This window comes from Halorubrum sp. Hd13, from assembly GCF_002252755.1.
Taxonomy (GTDB): Archaea; Halobacteriota; Halobacteria; order Halobacteriales; family Haloferacaceae; genus Halorubrum.
The window spans coordinates 17374-33556 of the sequence record NZ_NHOY01000121.1 but is presented as its reverse complement, the minus strand read 5'-3'; the positions used below and the strand labels follow the sequence as shown (position 1 = coordinate 33556).

General features: G+C 62.9%; 20 protein-coding genes and 1 tRNA gene. 14 read left to right on the top strand and 7 right to left on the bottom strand.

Annotation, left to right across the window (positions count from 1 at the left end):
• Positions 1–66 precede the first annotated feature (66 nt).
• Positions 67–1242, top strand: coding sequence for an NAD-binding protein (locus tag DJ81_RS16970; protein ID WP_094523678.1), 1176 nt, complete (start codon positions 67–69; stop codon positions 1240–1242).
• Positions 1243–1305: 63 nt separating this feature from the next.
• On the opposite strand, the gene DJ81_RS16965 is transcribed toward DJ81_RS16970, so the two are convergent.
• The 6 genes from DJ81_RS16965 to sdhC all read right to left on the bottom strand — a co-directional run bounded on the left by DJ81_RS16965 (position 1306) and on the right by sdhC (position 6084).
• Complete coding sequence (locus DJ81_RS16965; protein WP_094523680.1) at positions 1306–1941, bottom strand: uracil-DNA glycosylase family protein; 636 nt, start codon at positions 1939–1941, stop codon at positions 1306–1308.
• Positions 1942–2019: 78 nt separating this feature from the next.
• Positions 2020–2238: a helix-turn-helix domain-containing protein gene (locus DJ81_RS16960; RefSeq protein ID WP_094523682.1), complete on the bottom strand. Its 219-nt coding sequence runs from the start codon at positions 2236–2238 to the stop codon at positions 2020–2022.
• 266 nt (positions 2239–2504) lie between these two features.
• The gene (locus tag DJ81_RS16955) at positions 2505–4334 is read right to left on the bottom strand and encodes an FAD-binding protein (RefSeq protein WP_094590739.1); all 1830 of its coding nucleotides are present in this window, start codon (positions 4332–4334) and stop codon (positions 2505–2507) included.
• A gap of 53 nt (positions 4335–4387) precedes the next feature.
• Positions 4388–5278: a succinate dehydrogenase/fumarate reductase iron-sulfur subunit gene (locus DJ81_RS16950; protein ID WP_094590737.1), complete on the bottom strand. Its 891-nt coding sequence runs from the start codon at positions 5276–5278 to the stop codon at positions 4388–4390.
• 7 nt (positions 5279–5285) lie between these two features.
• Positions 5286–5657, bottom strand: a complete 372-nt coding sequence (locus DJ81_RS16945; RefSeq protein WP_094523688.1) for a succinate dehydrogenase — start codon at positions 5655–5657, stop codon at positions 5286–5288.
• A 1-nt stretch (position 5658) separates the two neighbouring features.
• Positions 5659–6084: a succinate dehydrogenase, cytochrome b556 subunit gene (sdhC, locus tag DJ81_RS16940; protein WP_094523690.1), complete on the bottom strand. Its 426-nt coding sequence runs from the start codon at positions 6082–6084 to the stop codon at positions 5659–5661.
• Positions 6085–6238: 154 nt separating this feature from the next.
• Between sdhC and DJ81_RS16935 the strand changes: the two genes are divergently transcribed.
• From DJ81_RS16935 to DJ81_RS16900, 8 genes are all read left to right on the top strand, one after another.
• Positions 6239–6433, top strand: coding sequence for a cold-shock protein (locus DJ81_RS16935; protein ID WP_092566404.1), 195 nt, complete (start codon positions 6239–6241; stop codon positions 6431–6433).
• 224 nt (positions 6434–6657) lie between these two features.
• Complete coding sequence (locus tag DJ81_RS16930; RefSeq protein WP_094590735.1) at positions 6658–7464, top strand: TetR/AcrR family transcriptional regulator; 807 nt, start codon at positions 6658–6660, stop codon at positions 7462–7464.
• 81 nt (positions 7465–7545) lie between these two features.
• On the top strand, positions 7546–8925 hold the full coding sequence (locus tag DJ81_RS16925; RefSeq protein WP_094590733.1) for an MFS transporter: 1380 nt from the start codon (positions 7546–7548) through the stop codon (positions 8923–8925).
• A 194-nt stretch (positions 8926–9119) separates the two neighbouring features.
• Entirely contained in the window at positions 9120–9794 is a 675-nt protein-coding gene (gene phoU, locus DJ81_RS16920) for a phosphate signaling complex protein PhoU (RefSeq protein ID WP_094524680.1), read from the top strand.
• A gap of 87 nt (positions 9795–9881) precedes the next feature.
• Positions 9882–10280 carry a thioesterase family protein gene (locus DJ81_RS16915; protein ID WP_094524679.1) on the top strand — a complete coding sequence of 133 codons (399 nt, stop codon included), beginning with the start codon at positions 9882–9884 and terminating at the stop codon, positions 10278–10280.
• 90 nt (positions 10281–10370) lie between these two features.
• Positions 10371–10610 carry a glutathione S-transferase N-terminal domain-containing protein gene (locus DJ81_RS16910; protein WP_094524678.1) on the top strand — a complete coding sequence of 80 codons (240 nt, stop codon included), beginning with the start codon at positions 10371–10373 and terminating at the stop codon, positions 10608–10610.
• Positions 10607–11140 (top strand): cob(I)yrinic acid a,c-diamide adenosyltransferase, encoded by a 534-nt coding sequence (locus DJ81_RS16905; protein ID WP_094524677.1) that lies wholly within the window; start codon positions 10607–10609, stop codon positions 11138–11140. The genes DJ81_RS16910 and DJ81_RS16905 overlap by 4 nt, the downstream gene beginning before the upstream one ends.
• Positions 11141–11274: 134 nt before the next feature.
• Complete coding sequence (locus DJ81_RS16900) at positions 11275–11547, top strand: hypothetical protein (protein ID WP_094590731.1); 273 nt, start codon at positions 11275–11277, stop codon at positions 11545–11547.
• 4 nt (positions 11548–11551) lie between these two features.
• Here the strand turns inward: DJ81_RS16900 and DJ81_RS16895 are convergent, their stop codons facing one another.
• Positions 11552–12067 (bottom strand): hypothetical protein, encoded by a 516-nt coding sequence (locus DJ81_RS16895; RefSeq protein ID WP_094590729.1) that lies wholly within the window; start codon positions 12065–12067, stop codon positions 11552–11554.
• 83 nt (positions 12068–12150) lie between these two features.
• On the opposite strand from DJ81_RS16895, the gene DJ81_RS16890 reads away from it, so the two are divergent.
• The 5 genes from DJ81_RS16890 to DJ81_RS18935 all read left to right on the top strand — a co-directional run bounded on the left by DJ81_RS16890 (position 12151) and on the right by DJ81_RS18935 (position 16156).
• A tRNA-Val gene (locus tag DJ81_RS16890) sits at positions 12151–12225 on the top strand.
• A 658-nt stretch (positions 12226–12883) separates the two neighbouring features.
• Entirely contained in the window at positions 12884–13327 is a 444-nt protein-coding gene (locus DJ81_RS18950) for a hypothetical protein (protein WP_141212610.1), read from the top strand.
• Positions 13314–13721: a hypothetical protein gene (locus DJ81_RS18945; protein WP_141212609.1), complete on the top strand. Its 408-nt coding sequence runs from the start codon at positions 13314–13316 to the stop codon at positions 13719–13721. Before DJ81_RS18950 ends, DJ81_RS18945 begins: the two co-directional genes overlap by 14 nt.
• Positions 13722–13838: 117 nt before the next feature.
• Positions 13839–14183, top strand: a complete 345-nt coding sequence (locus DJ81_RS18940; protein WP_141212608.1) for a hypothetical protein — start codon at positions 13839–13841, stop codon at positions 14181–14183.
• A 266-nt stretch (positions 14184–14449) separates the two neighbouring features.
• Positions 14450–16156 (top strand): hypothetical protein, encoded by a 1707-nt coding sequence (locus DJ81_RS18935; RefSeq protein ID WP_141212607.1) that lies wholly within the window; start codon positions 14450–14452, stop codon positions 16154–16156.
• Positions 16157–16183: the final 27 nt, after the last annotated feature.

The following is a 16183-nucleotide window of genomic DNA, read 5'->3' as shown; positions in this document are numbered from 1 at the left end:
AAACCCCTGTCGCCGCCGCCGCTCCGCCCTCGCGGGGTTTAAGTCAAGCCTCGGCGACGGGCCGGTATGGAGCTGACCCGCGACTGGGTGACCGTGCGGGCGTCCATCGCCCTGACGTTCGCGGTCGCGGTCCTGTCGATCCTCGCCGGACTCGCCCAGATCGGCGGGCTCGGCGTCGACGGGCCGCTCGCCCCTCTCGTCCCCGACGTCGTCCGCCAGACGGTCGGATTCACGGGGACGATCACCGGCTTCGCGATGCTCGGCAGCGGCTTCGCGCTGAAGAACGGCTACCGGGTGGGTTGGCACTCCACGGCGGTCCTGCTGCCCCTGACCGCGATTCAGGGGCTGATGCAGGCGTCGGTGCTGTCGTTCCCGCTGGTCGCGCTGTCGGTCCTGTCGGTGCCCCCGCTCGTCTACAACCGCGGACGATTCGACAGGCGCTTCTCCCCGTCGCCGACGCAGCTCGCGGCGGGCGCAGCGCTCGTGACGGCCGTCTCGTACGGAACGGTCGGCACGTACGCGCTCCGCGACCAGTTCAACGGGGTGGAGACGATCGTCGACGCCTTCTACTTCACCGTCGTCACCGCCTCCACGGTCGGCTACGGCGACGTGACGCCGGAGGCCGGCGCGGCCGCCGACATCGCCCAGCTGTTCGTGCTCTCCTCGCTCGTGATGAACGTCGCCGCGTTCGCGGTGGCGCTCGGGGTCCTCCTCACGCCCGCCATCGAGGCGCAGCTCTCCAAGGCGCTCGGAAAGATGACAGACAGACAGATAGACCTCCTCGACGACCACGTCCTCGTGCTCGGCTACGGGGACCTGACGGAACCGATACTCGAAGAACTCGACGAGCGCGACGGCGTCGATTACGCCGTGGTGACGCCGGACGAGACGGCCGCCCGGCGGCTCGCCGACCACGAGGTCCCGGTGTACACCGCGGACCCCAGCGACGTGGAACCGCTCGAACGGGTCAACCTCGACGGCGCCCGCGCGGTCGTCGTCGCGACCGAGGACGACGCGCGCGACGCGCTCGCCATCCTTACCGCCCGCCAGCTCAACCCAGACGTGCGGATCGTCGCGGCGGTGACGCAGCGCGAAAACGTGGACAAGCTCCGCCGCGCCGGCGCCGATCAAGTGATATCCCCGTCGACACTCGGCGGCCACATCCTCATCGACTGCGCGTTCGGGGCGGACAGCCGGGACGCGACCGAGGAGATCCTCCGCGACGTCGACCTCGAAGACTGACGGCGGTTCGCGGCACCGGTAGATCGCTGTACCGGCGGTTCGCGACGCCCCGGAATTCGGTTGTCAGCGGCTCTGCCGGCCCTTCGTCTGCCGGTAATCCCGGCTCAACACGTTCTCGCGCATGTGATCGCGAAAAGCGTCGGCCTCGGCGTCGGTCATCGACTCCGGCTCCTTCATCGGCACCAGCTCGAACCCGCGGCCGCGGATGGTCGTCGCGTGCTCGGCGTCGACGTCGAAGGAGTCGGGGCGCCGCGTCGTGTACTCGACCGCGAGTTCGCGGAGCGGCCGCTCCCCGACGGGGACGATTATCTGCGGGTTGATCATCCGGATCTCCGCGTTGAGGAACGGCTCGCAGGTGTCGACCTCGCGGTCGGTCGGCTCGCGCTCCGGGTGTCGGCAGCGCGTCAGGCTCGTGAAGAAGACGTTCTGAACGTCCGGCTCCGCCGCGTCCGGCGACGAGCGCACGAACCCGAGGTCGGCGAAAATGGACTGGACCCGCTCGCCGCCCTCCGCGCCCGTGAACGGGACGCCGTTCTCCTCGGCGGCCGCGGTCGGCCCGGTCCCGACGACGAGGAACTCGGCGCCCACGTCACCGTACCCGTGGACGACGCGCTCCCGCGCGTCGCACAGCTCGGGGCAGTTCTCGCAGGCCGTGTCCATCCCGAACGGGTTCCGGAACTCCTGTTGATTCGCGTCCACGGACGTACTGCGTCCCGCGAGCCCCTAAACGCTCCGCTGGGGGGTCGCGGAGTCTTCAGAACGCGGCGGGGCGAGGGCTCAGTTCAGCTGGTAGGATTCGCCGTCGCAGTCGACCATCCCCTCTCGCTTGAGGGTCTTCAGGATGCTGTACAGCGAGATCTTCTTCATCCCGAGCGAGTCGCCCATCTCCGAGACGGTCGCGTCGCCGTTCGTCGTCAGGTACAGGTACACGAGCTTCGCGCGGGGCGACTGCAGCTCCGACGGCAGGGCCGGCGCCGCGGTGCGTGTCTCTAACATCTTGTCCGAAGCGTCGAGTTCGACGATAATAAATCCCCTATTCAACGATCGTCGTAATCGATCGGAACGGTAACGAGACGGTTCCTATCGGCCAAAAACGACAGTTCGTCGATCGCGAGATCGCCGCGCAGAGAGTGTCGACGCCGGAACGCGCCGACTCTTTCGACCGACGACGGATAGGAGACCGTGAACGATCCGGAACGATCGTGCCCGACCCGGTCGCCCCGGGGCGACCGGGTCGGCGCGATCGCGTCGCGTCCGACGGCTCAGTACGACCGGCTCTTCGGCTCGTACGTCTTGTTCTCGCCCTCGAGGATCGTCGGCTTATACCACAGCTCCGGCTCGCCGTCGTTCCACGAGACGAGCGTGTGCTTCAGCCAGTTCTCGTCTTTGCGTTCTTGGTGTTCCTTCCGCCAGTGAGCGCCGCGGAACTCCTTGCGCGCGAGCGCGCCCATCGTGAGCGCCTCGGCGATGTCGAGGATGTTCCGCGTCTCCATCGTGTGGATCAGGTCGGTGTTGAACGTCCGTGACGGGTCGGAGACGGCGACGTCCTTGTACGCCTCCCGCGCCTCGCGGAGGTCGCCGAGCGTCTCCTCGAGCCGGCCCTCCTCGCGGAACACGTTGACGTTGGCCGTCATCGTCTCTTGGACCTTCGAGCGGATCTCCGCGTGGTTGCGGCCCTTGCGCGCGAGGAGCTCGTCGACTCGGTCCTTGGCGCGCTCGACGGTGGCACCGAGGACGCTCTCGGCGTCGGACGCCACCGCGCCGCCGTCGGCCGCGGCGGGGCCCTTCCCGCCCGTCTCGCCGACCTCGATCTCGAACTCGTAGTCGGCGGCCTCCCACTCGCCGTCTTTCCCGGTCGTGACCGTTGCCTCGCCCATGTCCTCGCCGGCGGCGTGACGACCGGCGCGCTTGCCGAAGACGATGAGCTCCGGGAGCGCGTTGCCGCCGAGGCGGTTCGCGCCGTGGACCGACGCGCAGGCGCACTCGCCGGCGGCGTACAGCCCGTCGATGGCGGTTTCGCCGTGCTCGTTCGTCTCGATGCCGCCCATCGCGTAGTGCTGACCGGGCTTGACGGGCATCGGCTCCGTGAGCCCGTCGGCGCCCTCGAAGTCCTCCGCGAGGTGGAGGATGTTCTCCAGCCGGTCGAGGATGCGCTCCTCGCCCAAGTGGCGCATGTCGAGGTGGACGTACTCGTCCTCGATGCCGCGCCCCTCGTTGACCTCGGTCAGCTCGGCGCGGGAGACCACGTCGCGGGAGGCGAGCTCGCCGTCGTTGTTCGCGTAGCCGTGCTCGAACATGAACCGCTCGCCCTCGCTGTTGTAGAGGATGCCGCCCTCGCCGCGGACCCCCTCCGAGATCAGGACCCCCGTCGACGGCAGCGTGGTCGGGTGGAACTGGATGAACTCCATGTCCTCCATCGGGACGCCGGCGCGGTACGCCATCGCGACGCCGTCGCCGGTGTTCGCGACCGCGTTGGTGGTGTGGTCGAACACCTGCCCCATCCCCCCCGTCGCGAGGATGACGCCGTTGTCGGCGCGGAAGCCGCTGACCTCGCCGCTCTGGATGTCGTAGGCGACGACGCCGTGGCAGGTGCGGTCGGCCGGGTCGTCCTCGTCGGTGACGGCGAGGTCCATCACGTGCCACTCGTCGTACACCGTAACGCCGCGTTTGACCACCTGCTCGTACATCGTGTGGAGCATCTGGTGGCCGGTCTCGGCGCCGGCGTACGTCGTCCGGGGGAACGAGAGCCCGCCGAACGGGCGCTGGGAGACGCGACCGTCCTCCTCGCGGGAGAACGGCATTCCCCAGTGTTCCAGCTGGATGACCTCCTCCGGGCTCTCCTGACAGAGCGCCTCGACCGCCGGCGCGTCGCCGAGGTAGTCCGACCCCTTCATGGTGTCGTATGCGTGGTCCTGCCAGGAGTCGGCGTCGCGCAGCGCCGCGTTAATTCCTCCCTCGGCCGCGCCCGTGTGCGAGCGGACCGGGTGCAGTTTCGAGACGATGGCCACGTCGGCCCCGGCTTCCTGTGCTGCGATCGCCGCCCGGAGTCCCGCCCCCCCGGCGCCGACAACGATGACGTCGTGTTCGTGCATTGTGGTTATGATAGTCGGTTGGTTCCGAATGCCCTTGAGAGTGTCTCCCGCCGTTACCAGAACTTCAGGTTGTTCTTCACCGCTTCGCGCTTCAGCTCCTGGATGTGCTCGGTGAGGGGGATGTCCTTCGGGCACACTTCGGTACAGGAGAACTGGGTCTGACACCGCCAGACGCCGTGCTCCTGCTCGATGATCTCCAGCCGCTTCTGTTTCATCTCCTCGCCCTCGCGCTCGTCCATGGCGAACCGGTACGCCTTGTTGATCGCGGCGGGCCCGAGGTACTCGTTGTCGCCGGCGGCGATGTTACACGAGGACATGCACGCGCCGCACCAGATGCAGCGCGTCGACATCTTCACCTTCTCGCGGTTCTCCCGCGTCTGGCGCTGCTCCTCCAGCTCCCCGTCGGGGTACTCGTCCGTCTGGAAGTACGGCTCGACGGCCTCCATCTGGTCGTAGAAGTGCTCCATGTCGACGACGAGGTCCTTCTCGACCTCGGCGTGCGGGAGCGGCTCGACGCGGATCGGCTCCTCGAGGTCGACGATCTGCGTCTTACACGCCAGCTTCTGGCCGCCGTTGACGAACATGGCGTCCGAACCGCACACCGCCTGCCGACAGGAGTGACGGAACGTGAGCGAGGAGTCGTAGTTATCCCGCGAGTACATCAGGGCGTCGAGGACGGTCATCCCCTTCGTGAAGGGAACGTGGAACGTGTCGAATCGGGGTTCCTGTTTCCCCTCCACCTCCGGGTCGTATCGGAACACCTTCAGCTCGATCGTGTCCTCGTCGGCCGCGGCCTTCTCGGCCTCCTCGGCCTGTCTGCGGGCGCGTTCCTCCGCGGCCCGGCGGCGCTTCTCGGCCCGCCGTTCGTCGCCCTTGGAGGCGACGTCGGTCTCCGCTTCGGTCTCGCTCGATTCCTCGGTCTGCTTCGGTATCTGTGTGCTCATGGTCGGTTCAGTAGAGTCCGATTCCCGCCCACGCGTTCGCGGTGCGCACGCCCTGAACGATCAGGACCGCGCTCGCGGCGACGAGGGTCCACTTGATGACGGTGCGTTTGGTGCCGGTGAGTCCCTGGTTGACGAGGGCGTTGTAGACGCCGTTGACCCCGTGGAACGTCGCCGTCACGAGGAAGAGGATCATCAGCGAGTAGTAGCTCAGGCTCTCCATCCGCCCCGAGCTGGCGAGGAACGACACCTCGTCAGCGTGGTGGACGAAGTGGAGCAGGAAGAAGTGGAACGCCAGCACGACGAGCAGGAACGCCGCCGTGACCCGCTGGAGCAGCCACATCCGACCGCCGGATTTGAACGAGGAGTAGCGCTCCGCCATCTCAGAACGCCCCCGCGATGAACGTCGGCACCGACGCGACGGTGATCGCTCCGGTCAGGATGAGTGACGCGTAGAAGCTCTTGTCTTGTGCGTCCAGGCCGACCCCGAGGTCGACGAGGAGGAGCCGGGTGCCGTTGAGCATGTGGAACACGGCCACCGCGAGCAGGCCGACCTCCAAGAGCCGCACCAACAGCAGGCTCTCGAGGCTGACGATCGTCTGGGTGTACACGTCCTCTCCGGCCATGATCGCGGCTTCGCTCGCGCCTGCCGCAGGGATACCGGTACTCAACACGGCGATGTGGGTGAACAGGTATCCGATAAGCACCCAGCCCGTGAACTTATGGAAGATCCAGGCCCACATCCCCGCCTCGAACTCCCGCCACCGACTGAAGTCCTCAATGAGGCCTCGATTGTACGACTGACTCATATCTAACGGTTCCGCACTGGGGTCGTATAGTAGTTTCTAACACGGCGGGATCGACCCCGACAGCGGCCCGCCGTATCGGGGGTGTGTTTGCTCTTGACACAGAGCCCCCGCTCGCGGAAGCCTTTTATGTACTCCTCCCGCTCTTACGGACGCAATGGCGAAAGGGAAGGTTGACTTCTTCAACGACACCGGCGGCTACGGATTTATCGAGACTGACGACGCGGACGAGGACGTGTTCTTCCACATGGAGGACGTCGGCGGCCCGGACCTGGAGGAAGGTCAGGAAGTCGAGTTCGACATCGAGGAGGCGGACAAGGGTCCGCGCGCCACGAACGTCACCCGTCTGTAACCGCTGACGTCGACGTTTCGAGGTTGTATCGGCTTTTCGACCGTTCTACGCCCGTGAGCCGCCGGTCCAGTCGCGGCCCGGCGGTCGACGGTCGGGAAACGCGGCCCGACGGGCAGCGAGCGGGGGTCGGCAGTCGACGAACGGGGACCGAAGGCGACCCGCGAACCGGCCGTTCGAACCCCGACCGATAGGGATTTACCGGTCGCTGACTGACCGGTCAGTCAATGAGCGATCAGCCGAGCGCGGCCGAGGAGATCATGGACGGGGTCTACCGCGCGCTCCGCGCCCACGGCTACGCCGACGTGACGATGCAGGACATCGCCGACGAGTGCTCGAAGAGCAAGTCCCTGCTCCACTACCACTACGACACGAAGGAGGACCTGCTCGTCGCGTTCCTCGACTACGTCATCACCGACTCCGAGGCTCGGATCCGAGCTCACGCCGACGAGCCCCCGATCGAGCGGCTCGCGGGGTTCGTCGGCTGGTTCGTCTTCGAGGCCGACGCCGTCGACCGCGAGGCGTTCCACATCGCCCTCCTCGAACTCCGGACGCAGGGGCCGTTCAACGAGCGGATCCGGGAACAGCTGGTCAGGAGCGACCGCCTGCTCCGCGGCACCGTCGCCGACATCCTCGAATCGGGGATCGAGAACGGGACGTTCCGCGAGGTCGACGTCGAGGAGACGGCGGCGCTCGTGGTCGCGACGCTCGACGGCGCGCGGACCCGACAGATCACGCTCACCGGCGGGGACGGCGACGGGGCGGGCGATAGAGACGAGGCCGACGGGGCGGGCGATGGAGACGAGGCCGACGGGGCGGGCGATAGTGACGAGGCCGACGCGGACGGTGACGGCGCTACCGCCGAGGGCGGCGACGCGACGGCCGTCGACGACCTCCCCGAGCCGACATACACCCGGCGGGTCGCCGAGGCGACCCTCCAGCGGATCGTCGCGCCGCTGCTCGCCGATGGGGTGGCGCTCCCCTCGCTTGAGGACGGGATCGCCGCGATGAGCCGCGACGACGAGACGGAATGACCGCGACACCGACGCGGTCGGGGAACGGGTCGGCGCCGGAACGGCGCGAAGGAGACGCGGCGTCCCCGCGAGGTGTCTGAGATGGGACGGTTCGGCTTCGATCGCCCGCCCACCGTGCTGCTCGCTGTCATCGCCAGCACGTTCTTCGTCGGGTTCGGCGGCGGAGTCGTCTTCCCGATCCTGCCGAACCTCGGCGCCGTCCTCGGAATCTCGGCGTTCATGGTCGGCGTCATCCTCTCGGCGAACCGCTGGGTGCGGCTCGTCGCGAACGGGCCGGCCGGCGCCCTCGTCGACAGGTACGGGACGCGCAAGCCGTTCGTGTACGGACTGCTGGTCGAGGGAATCGCGACGCTCGGGTACGTCGTCGCGCTCGCGATGCCGCCGGCCGAGTCGCTCCGCCCGCTCGCGGCGGCGCTCCCGCGGGCCGCGGTCGGCGCCGTCGCGATCGGCCCGGACTGGTGGCTCGCCCCGTTGTCTGTCTTCGTCGCGCCGGAGACGTGGTTCCTCCTCGCGCGGGTCCTCTGGGGGTTCGGCTCCGCCGCGGTGTTCGCGACCGCCTACACCATCGCCGCCGACCTCTCCGACAGCGGGTCGCGCGGGACGAACATGGGCGTCGTCCGCGGCGGGATCACGATGGGGTTCCCGGCCGGGCTCGTGCTCGGCGGGGTCGTCTCGTCACTGGCGGGCAACGCGGCCGCCTTCGCCGTCGCCGCCGCGTTCGCGCTCACCGCCAGCGTCGTGGCCCACCGGTACGTCCCGGAGACGCACGTCACGGGCGACCGCTCGGGGGACTCGATCAAGCCGTGGGACGTCGACACCTCGGTCCCCGCGCTCACCGTCGGGCTCGTCAACTTCGGGCTCCTGTTCGCGTACATCGGCGCGCTGTTCTCCACGCTCGTGCTGTTCCTCGGCGAGAACGACATCTCCCTGTTCGGGCTCGCCCCGCAGGGGACCTCGGGGCTGTTCATGGCCGGCACCGTCGTCTCCGCCTCCTTCTTCATGATCGTCGGCGGTCGGATATCGGACACGCGGGAGTCGCGCACGCCGATCCTGTTGACCTTCCTCGTCGTTTCGTTTGTCGGGTTCCTGCTGCTCGCCCGGTCGGGATCGGTCGTCGACCTCGCGCTCGCCTGCGTCTTCATCGGCGCCGGACAGGGCGGAACGAGCGGCCCGATGATGGCGCTGCTCGCCGACCTGACCCCCGACGAGCGGATGGGGCGGGCCTCCGGGACGAACAACGTGTTCGGCGACATCGGCGGCGGGCTCGGGCCGATGGTGTCGTTACCGCTGATCGAGACGGTCGGCTTCGCGCCGATCTACGCCGCCTGCGCGGTCATGCCGCTCGCCGCGGGGGTCGCGCTGCTCGTCGGCGTTCGCCGCGAGACCGGGACGTTCCTCCCGGGGCGTACCGCCGACGACTCGGTGGACGCCGTCGACGACGCGATCGGCACGGAGTCGTAGTCGACCCCGAACTCTCGTCCGGTCCGACTCGTCAGGGATCACGGCACTCGGTCGAACGTGAGGCGGTCGAACGCGACCTCGGCCGAACCCGCCACCGTGACGCGATCGGCCCCGCGTCGATCGGTGGGAGCGAAACCGATCGTTCGGTCGGCGACGTGTTTTTATACGTCCGGTGAGGCGGATACGCCAAGACGATGCCACGCGAACAGTACCAGTCGAAGCTGGAGGAGCTCCGCGCCGACGTGCTCTACATGAGCGAGGTCGTCGCCGAGCGGCTCCGGATGGGCCTCGACGCCTTGGAGCGCCAAGACGGCGATCTGGGCGACGAGGTCATCGCCGGCGACGCCGAGATCAACGACCTGTACCTCGAACTGGAGGGGCAGTGCACCGACCTCATCGCGCTCCAGCAGCCGGTGGCGGGCGATCTGCGGTTCATCGCGGCCTCGTTCAAGATCATCACCGACCTCGAGCGGATCGCTGACCTGGCGACGAACCTCGGCGAGTACGCGAAGCAGGCCGACCGCGAGGTGTTCCCCGACGTCGACGTCCAGCGCATCGGCGACGACACGCTGACGATGTTGGAGGAAGCGATGGAGGCGTACGCGGATTCGGACCCGGACCTGTGTCACGCCGTCGCTGAGGCCGACGACGACGTCGACGCCGCCTGCGTGGCCGCGAGCGACCTCGTCGTCCGCGACCTCATCGAGCGCGACGAGCTCCGCGAGGACGCCGACGTGGAGGGAACGATGCAGAACGTCTCGCGGCTCCTCCTCACGATCCGCGACCTCGAACGCGTCGGCGACCACGCCGTCAACATCGCCGCGCGGTCGCTGTACATGATCGAGAACGACGACGAGCTGCTGTACTGACGACGCCCCCATTTCGATCGATCGCCGTCGGGATCGGTCGGCGACCGCTCCCGACGCCTACATACCGCCTCCCGCGGACGACCCGACATGAGCACGTTCACGACCGAGATCGACGTCCGCTTCCGCGACATCGACGCGATGGGTCACGTCAACAACGCCGTCTACGCGACGTACGTCGAACAGGCCCGGACGGAGTACTTCCGAGACGTCCTCGACGCCGACCTCTCCAGCGTGTCGACGGTGCTGGCGTCGCTCTCGCTCGACTTCCGTCGACCGGTCGAGCTGGCAGACGGGGCCGTGACGGTCGCGCTCGACGTGGTCGAGCTCGGCCGATCGAGCGTGACCATGACGCACGAGCTGCGAGTCGACGGTGCCGTCGTCGCCGAGGGCGAGGCGACCCTCGTCAGCCTCGACCCCGACTCCGGCGAGCCCGCGCCGGTCCCGCCGGCGTTCCGCGAGGGGATGGCGTCGTACCATGACCTGTAGCGTCTCGCGAGCGGCGACCGACTCGTCGGTCGGCGGACGGTCCCCCGCCGACACCGTACCTTCTTGCCGCCGCGCGCCGATCGGTCGAGCATGGCGATTCGACTCTACGCGCTCGACGGGTGTCCGTGGTGCGAGAAGGCGGCCGACGCGCTCGACGAAGCCGGGATCGAGTACGAGACCGAGTGGGTCGACGCGCTTCACTCCGACCGCGACGAGGTGAAGCGGGTCAGCGGCCAGCGCGGCGTCCCCGTCCTGATCGACGAGGAACGCGGCGTGACGATGGCCGAGAGCGCGAACATCGTGGAGTACGTCGACCGGACCCTCGCATGACCATCTACACCGGACGCGGCGACCAGGGCGACACCGACCTCCGCGACATGAGCCGCGTGTCGAAGTCCAGCCCGCGGATCGAGGCGTACGGGACCGTCGACGAGGCGAACGCGCTGATCGGGACCGTGCGCCCGACCGGGTACGACGACCTCGACGAGCTGCTGGAGACGGTCCAGAACCACCTCCACGTGGTACAGGCCGACCTCGCGAACCCCGATCCGGACCCGGACGACCCGCAGGTCGAGCCCGAGTTGGTCGAAGCGCTCGAAGACCGGATCGACGGCTTCGACGAGGAGCTGGAGCCGCTGACCTCGTTCGTCCTGCCCGGCGGCGGCGAGTCGGGCGCGCGCCTCCACCACGCCCGGACCGTGACCCGCCGCGCCGAGCGACGGGTCGTCGAGCTCGCGCGCTCCGAGGCGATCAACGAGGCGGTGGTCTCCTACCTCAACCGCCTCTCGGATCTGCTGTTCACGCTCGGCCGGGTCGCGAACGCGCGCGACGGCGAGCCCGAGGAGTCGCCGTCGTACTGACGCTCGCGACCACTTTCTCGTGCCGTCCGCAGCGCCGCCCCGAGAGCGGACGCGCCGCGTTCCGAGCGGCCGCACCTTCCTGTCGCCTCGAAAGAGCCACAAAGAATATATCCGTCGGCTTCCAAAGGACAGATATGAGCAAGCACTTCGAAGACGCACGGTACTACCTCGGTCGCGCGGCGGAACACGCGAAGGCGGGCGTAAAAGAGGAGCTGGAGCCCGTCGAGGCTCGCGTGAAAGAGTTCGTCGGCGCCGAAGAGGAGGAGCCGGAGCCCTCGCGGCTGGACCGAATTCAGGACGACCTGAAGAAGCTGGAAGAGCGCGCGGAGGGCGAGGCCCGCGAGGCGGTCGCCTCGGCCCGAGCGCGCGTGAAGGAGTACCGCGGCCACGACGCCGCCGAGGAGTAACGGTTCAATTTTCGGCGGGCTCCGTCCCGACGGTGAGCCGCTCGTCGGCCGGCACCACGGAGTACTCGACCCCCTCCCGCTCGAACAGCGCCCGGACGCGATCGATCCCCTCCTCGGCGTCGACGTCGTTCGCTCGGTAGTGGCGGATCGGATGGCGGATCCACGACGGCTCCCAGTGCGCGTACACGTCGGTCGTCGAGCGGTCCGGCCCGATGTACAGCGAGAGGTGGAGCTGTGAGTCGCTCCCGAGGGCCCCGTCCGGGTACCGAACCCAGCTGGCGACGGACGTCTCCTCCGGCGTCGCGTAGTCCCGGAACTTCAGCGAGGAGACGAGGTTGCGCACGAAGCCGAGCCGATGCAGCCTCGCCTCGACGATAGTGTACGGGTCGCGGAGCGTGAGCGCGTACTGGTCGCGGGGCGTCTCCCGCTCGGCGTACAGGCCGATCGCCGACAGCGGGAGATGTAACAGGCCCGTGAGGCCCTGCCGGACGCGTTCGAGGAACCGGAGCTTGTGAGTCATAGCCGTATCGTGGGACGCCCGGGGAATGAATCCCCGCGACAAAGTAACGCTTAAGTCCGGAGGTCGGATACCTCGACACGAGCGGGTTGGTGGTCTAGCCAGGTTATGACGGCTCCTTCACACGGAGCAGGTCGGCGGTTCGAATCCGCCCCAACCCATACGCGCTGCGCGCTTCTGTGAAGTAGCAAACCGCATGACGGGGAGGCTTTCGCCTTCCACCCCCTCAGCAATTCACTAAGTCACCGGCTACTTTTGTCCCAAACCGCCATACGTAGCGGGGTTCAGTAAAAAGTAGTAGCTACAACCACTAATAACTGCCTGCTATCGGACATGAGTCAACAGAGGCAGGGCAGTGGGAGGTTACCTTTGGGTTTCCCTCTGTTGTGACGCCGACTCCAATCGTATGAGGTGGAACATTCCTCCCTCAAGTGGATCAACTTTCCGGACTTCGGGTTGGTCATTGCGCGCGACAATCCAATATTGGCGACAAGATGTGGGCGAAGAGAAGTAAATCCGCGTAATGAAGAAGTGGTTAACCTCACAAGAGCATCAAGAAGACGCTCTAATAACGTGTGAGTCAATTAAAACGGGGCCAAAGACAGTGGATCGGAGGTAGTGATAGGTAGGAACCATCAACCTTGCAAGTTACCCCTGATATTCTTTGCAAGATGCACCACTCTTATACAATAACACACAGATATAGTCATTAATGTTCTGACCAGAAGATACATTTATTATGATCCCGATGTTGTGTGTTACACATGTACAAACTAGATCACCTGGAGGTGGGTGTCGCGGTAGTCACATCATCCTTCTATGACTAGACTCGAACTTCCAGCGGTCTGGCGGAGCGGTGAAGATCTCCAAGACATCATCATTGAGGCATATGAGGATAGATTCTCTGCCAACTGGAACAGCAATATCTTGTTTAGTGAATTTGTAGTTATCAGCAGGGAAAGGACGCCTGGTCACAAAGAGGTCATGCTGGAAGGTAAAGAAGACTCTGTTGAGGGCGAAATCGATGAAATTGAAGAAGCACAGATAGATGATGCTGAATTTTTTGTTGTTTACGGATCTGACCATAGCTTGAGATGGAAACGAACATCCAATGAGGAGTATCAGAGTAAAATCGGTGTAGCCGCCAAAGAACCAAACACAGACCTAATTGAACTCGTATACTCAGACACAGAAAGAAAGAAGCTACCACCTGAAGTGGTCGAAGACATTGACGATTTCTTAGGTGATCATGTCGACAGCTGATTGCGAGGCAAACCCAGGTTCAAAACAGACACCTCTGGGGATCGATTGTTATATCAAGACCACATCCGGGAACACGCCAGAGTGTAATGTTCCTCCTGCATCAAGATACCACCTGAAGATTACAAATCATAATGGGCACTGCGTAGGGGTGAAAGTTGAGTGCGAGAGCGTTGATGGAGATGTAGAATTCAACGGCAGTAGCAAGGAGTGGGAAGATTCAATCTTTATAAAGCCAGGGGTAACTAGCCCAGAAACAGAAACTGTTGACATTGATATTCAGGCTGCACATAGCCAGAAAACCTCTGAAGATATTAGAACAAAAATAAAATGTTATAAAATTGTCATAAGTGCCGACCCTGATATTGACGAAACAATAGAGGTGAATGTAAACTGAATAGATGAACTGAAAATGGTAATTATAATAAAGTCTATTCCATTTATATCCTCAATTCTGATTGAATTTCTTTCTCCAGTTTTAACATGCGTTTTCATGAAATATTTTACTGAGTGGATGGATGAAATACGTGAAGATCAGATGGGAAATGGGGCAAGAAATCAGGTGAAGGAGTTCGCAGAATACGCTTTTGATTTTCTTCAGATGTATACCGGCGCAGCGATAACAGTCATAGCTGGTATTCAATTATATTTGCAACAAGATTTGAGTTCTCTTGCATTTTGTGGAGTGGTGATTATTTCAATTATTATTATAATAGTGGCAACAACGAAAGATATATTGCAAGATCCAGCAAAATATATAACATACAAGAGGATGTATAAAATAGCTCCGCTCTCTATTCCAGTAATTTTTATTAATATTATATTTATATTAGTTTTAGTAATAGAAAAAATTTATTAGAAATGTAATTAAATAACTACAGACCATACGATCAGTCAATTAATATTTACATATCATATTTCATGTTTCACGTCTATATCAAGATTGAATTTGACTTTATCCGAATTGTTTATCCATTCCCTCTCTTCAACCAGAGTATCACCGATTCCAGTCTGCTAAATCAATCTAAACAACTGACCCTTGATGCCATTCGTAACCGTCTCGATGAATCCATACACCAAGCGTTCAAACAAGGGGGTACCACTCTCGTTGAAGCTCTCCCTGCAATGGGAAAGAGCTACCACGCCGTCAAGTGGGCTGAGAGAACGGGTAATCCACTGACGATCTTCACTTCTCGACGAGAGTTGTACGGACAGTACGAGAAGTGGTGTGGGGAACAAGGATTAGACTACCTCGTACTACCGGCGTTTCAACATGAGTGCGAAACCATTGGAGAGGATCATCGCATTGAGGCGAGAGTCAATGAACTGTATAAGTCCGGTATTTCAGGAGCAGAGATCCACCGAGAAGCACAACGGTACTTTGGCAGAGATCTCCCGTGCCAGCTCGACGGACCCTGTCGGTACATGGAGAAACGGGAGTTTGATCCTGAGAACTACGACGTACTGATCGGTCACTACCTCCAAGCTCACAATGGGGACTATCTCGAAGACCGCTATGTCGCTATTGACGAGTTCCCTGGAGACTCTTACTTCTTTGAGCCGACTCACAACGATGCGACGAGGGCGGTGAGTAACTACCTGAAAAGTGAGGATGCTTTTCCCTTCGAGAACTGGAAAGACCTCCATCATCGGCATGATAACGATGAACACGAAGAAGTTGTCTCCGAGTGGAAGGAGGACTTAGGATTCTATTCCCACCGGGATACACGAGTTGTCCTCCAACAGAGTCCTCACTTCCATGCTCACGCTCCACTGCTAACTCATGCTGCTATCGAGTTCGAACTCTTGGAGAACGAGTGGGAATATGCTGAACTCGGTTCCGGCCGAGTAGCAGTCAGAAGTCCCGAAGACGAGTGGACTGTTCTAATTCCTCCACCGTTCTACGCCGCAGAGAGTGTTGTCGCTCTGGATGGCACCCCTACTATCTCGAAGTGGCGAATGGCCCTTGGAAAGAACTGGATAGAACATGAGGAGGTATTGGACTCGGAGGAGGAGAAGCGAGCATACCTCCAAGAAGTCCTTGGTCTCGAAATAAAACAGACAGACGCTGGAGCAAAGCCGTATCAGAGTGGATCTCACGTCAATGTCGATTCTGACGGCGCACTCTTAGAGAGCATCCACGAGGAGGAAGGCTCCCGGCCAGCTGTCATCACCTCCAAGCAAGCAAAGGAACGGTACGAATCGACTGGCGTACAAGAACATATTGAGGTGGCGGAACACTATGGGAACCTCAAAGGGAGTAACAAGTTCGCAGAAACACGGCTTGGAGTCGTTATTGGTAGTCCTCACCCTCCGGAGGGAGAAGCCGTAATCCGATGGGGAGCGATCGATGGTAGAGCAGTTTCACGAGAAGAGGACGAAGACGGGAATGTGATGAAGGGTATGAACTTGAACTTCGGAGGCTTCGGGAACGCACTCTTCGGAGACGTCGTCGAGAAAGAAGTCCTTCAGGCGATCATGCGCTTCGGGCGGACTCAAAGTGATGGGGAAAAAGGTGCGACAGTGTACGTTCATACTTCGCGTTTGCCTTGGTGGGTGGAAGCTGACGAACGCTTGGAGGTCAACACATGGTCCAAAGGGATGGTCCAAGTTGTGAACGCGATCCGTTCCTCAGAGGAGTGGCCTGATGGAGAGTGGAAGAACGACGAGATCGCGGCGGATACCTCAGTTGGAGATCGACAGGTGGGCGAGCTGATGAAGGAACTGGACGAAGAGGGATACGTCACTTATCGTCGCGGCGGGCGCGGGAACGCGTATCATTGGTCGAATGAGCGGCTTGATAAGTTCTCGCGATACGGGCGCGTGGTGTAGGGTTTCCGAACTCTGGCGTACTAAAAC

Coding starts and splice junctions, on each gene's coding strand:
- DJ81_RS16955 (WP_094590739.1), bottom strand. CDS start 4,334: ATGCACGAACACGACGTCATCGTTGTCGGCGCCGGGGGGGCGGGACTC.
- DJ81_RS16930 (WP_094590735.1), top strand. CDS start 6,658: ATGAGCGATCAGCCGAGCGCGGCCGAGGAGATCATGGACGGGGTCTAC.
- DJ81_RS16895 (WP_094590729.1), bottom strand. CDS start 12,067: ATGACTCACAAGCTCCGGTTCCTCGAACGCGTCCGGCAGGGCCTCACG.
- DJ81_RS16900 (WP_094590731.1), top strand. CDS start 11,275: ATGAGCAAGCACTTCGAAGACGCACGGTACTACCTCGGTCGCGCGGCG.
- DJ81_RS16960 (WP_094523682.1), bottom strand. CDS start 2,238: ATGTTAGAGACACGCACCGCGGCGCCGGCCCTGCCGTCGGAGCTGCAG.
- DJ81_RS18950 (WP_141212610.1), top strand. CDS start 12,884: ATGACTAGACTCGAACTTCCAGCGGTCTGGCGGAGCGGTGAAGATCTC.
- DJ81_RS16910 (WP_094524678.1), top strand. CDS start 10,371: ATGGCGATTCGACTCTACGCGCTCGACGGGTGTCCGTGGTGCGAGAAG.
- DJ81_RS16925 (WP_094590733.1), top strand. CDS start 7,546: ATGGGACGGTTCGGCTTCGATCGCCCGCCCACCGTGCTGCTCGCTGTC.
- DJ81_RS18945 (WP_141212609.1), top strand. CDS start 13,314: ATGTCGACAGCTGATTGCGAGGCAAACCCAGGTTCAAAACAGACACCT.
- DJ81_RS16905 (WP_094524677.1), top strand. CDS start 10,607: ATGACCATCTACACCGGACGCGGCGACCAGGGCGACACCGACCTCCGC.
- DJ81_RS16945 (WP_094523688.1), bottom strand. CDS start 5,657: ATGGCGGAGCGCTACTCCTCGTTCAAATCCGGCGGTCGGATGTGGCTG.
- sdhC (WP_094523690.1), bottom strand. CDS start 6,084: ATGAGTCAGTCGTACAATCGAGGCCTCATTGAGGACTTCAGTCGGTGG.
- DJ81_RS16915 (WP_094524679.1), top strand. CDS start 9,882: ATGAGCACGTTCACGACCGAGATCGACGTCCGCTTCCGCGACATCGAC.
- DJ81_RS16970 (WP_094523678.1), top strand. CDS start 67: ATGGAGCTGACCCGCGACTGGGTGACCGTGCGGGCGTCCATCGCCCTG.
- DJ81_RS16935 (WP_092566404.1), top strand. CDS start 6,239: ATGGCGAAAGGGAAGGTTGACTTCTTCAACGACACCGGCGGCTACGGA.
- DJ81_RS18935 (WP_141212607.1), top strand. CDS start 14,450: ATGGGAAAGAGCTACCACGCCGTCAAGTGGGCTGAGAGAACGGGTAAT.
- DJ81_RS18940 (WP_141212608.1), top strand. CDS start 13,839: ATGGATGAAATACGTGAAGATCAGATGGGAAATGGGGCAAGAAATCAG.
- DJ81_RS16950 (WP_094590737.1), bottom strand. CDS start 5,278: ATGAGCACACAGATACCGAAGCAGACCGAGGAATCGAGCGAGACCGAA.
- phoU (WP_094524680.1), top strand. CDS start 9,120: ATGCCACGCGAACAGTACCAGTCGAAGCTGGAGGAGCTCCGCGCCGAC.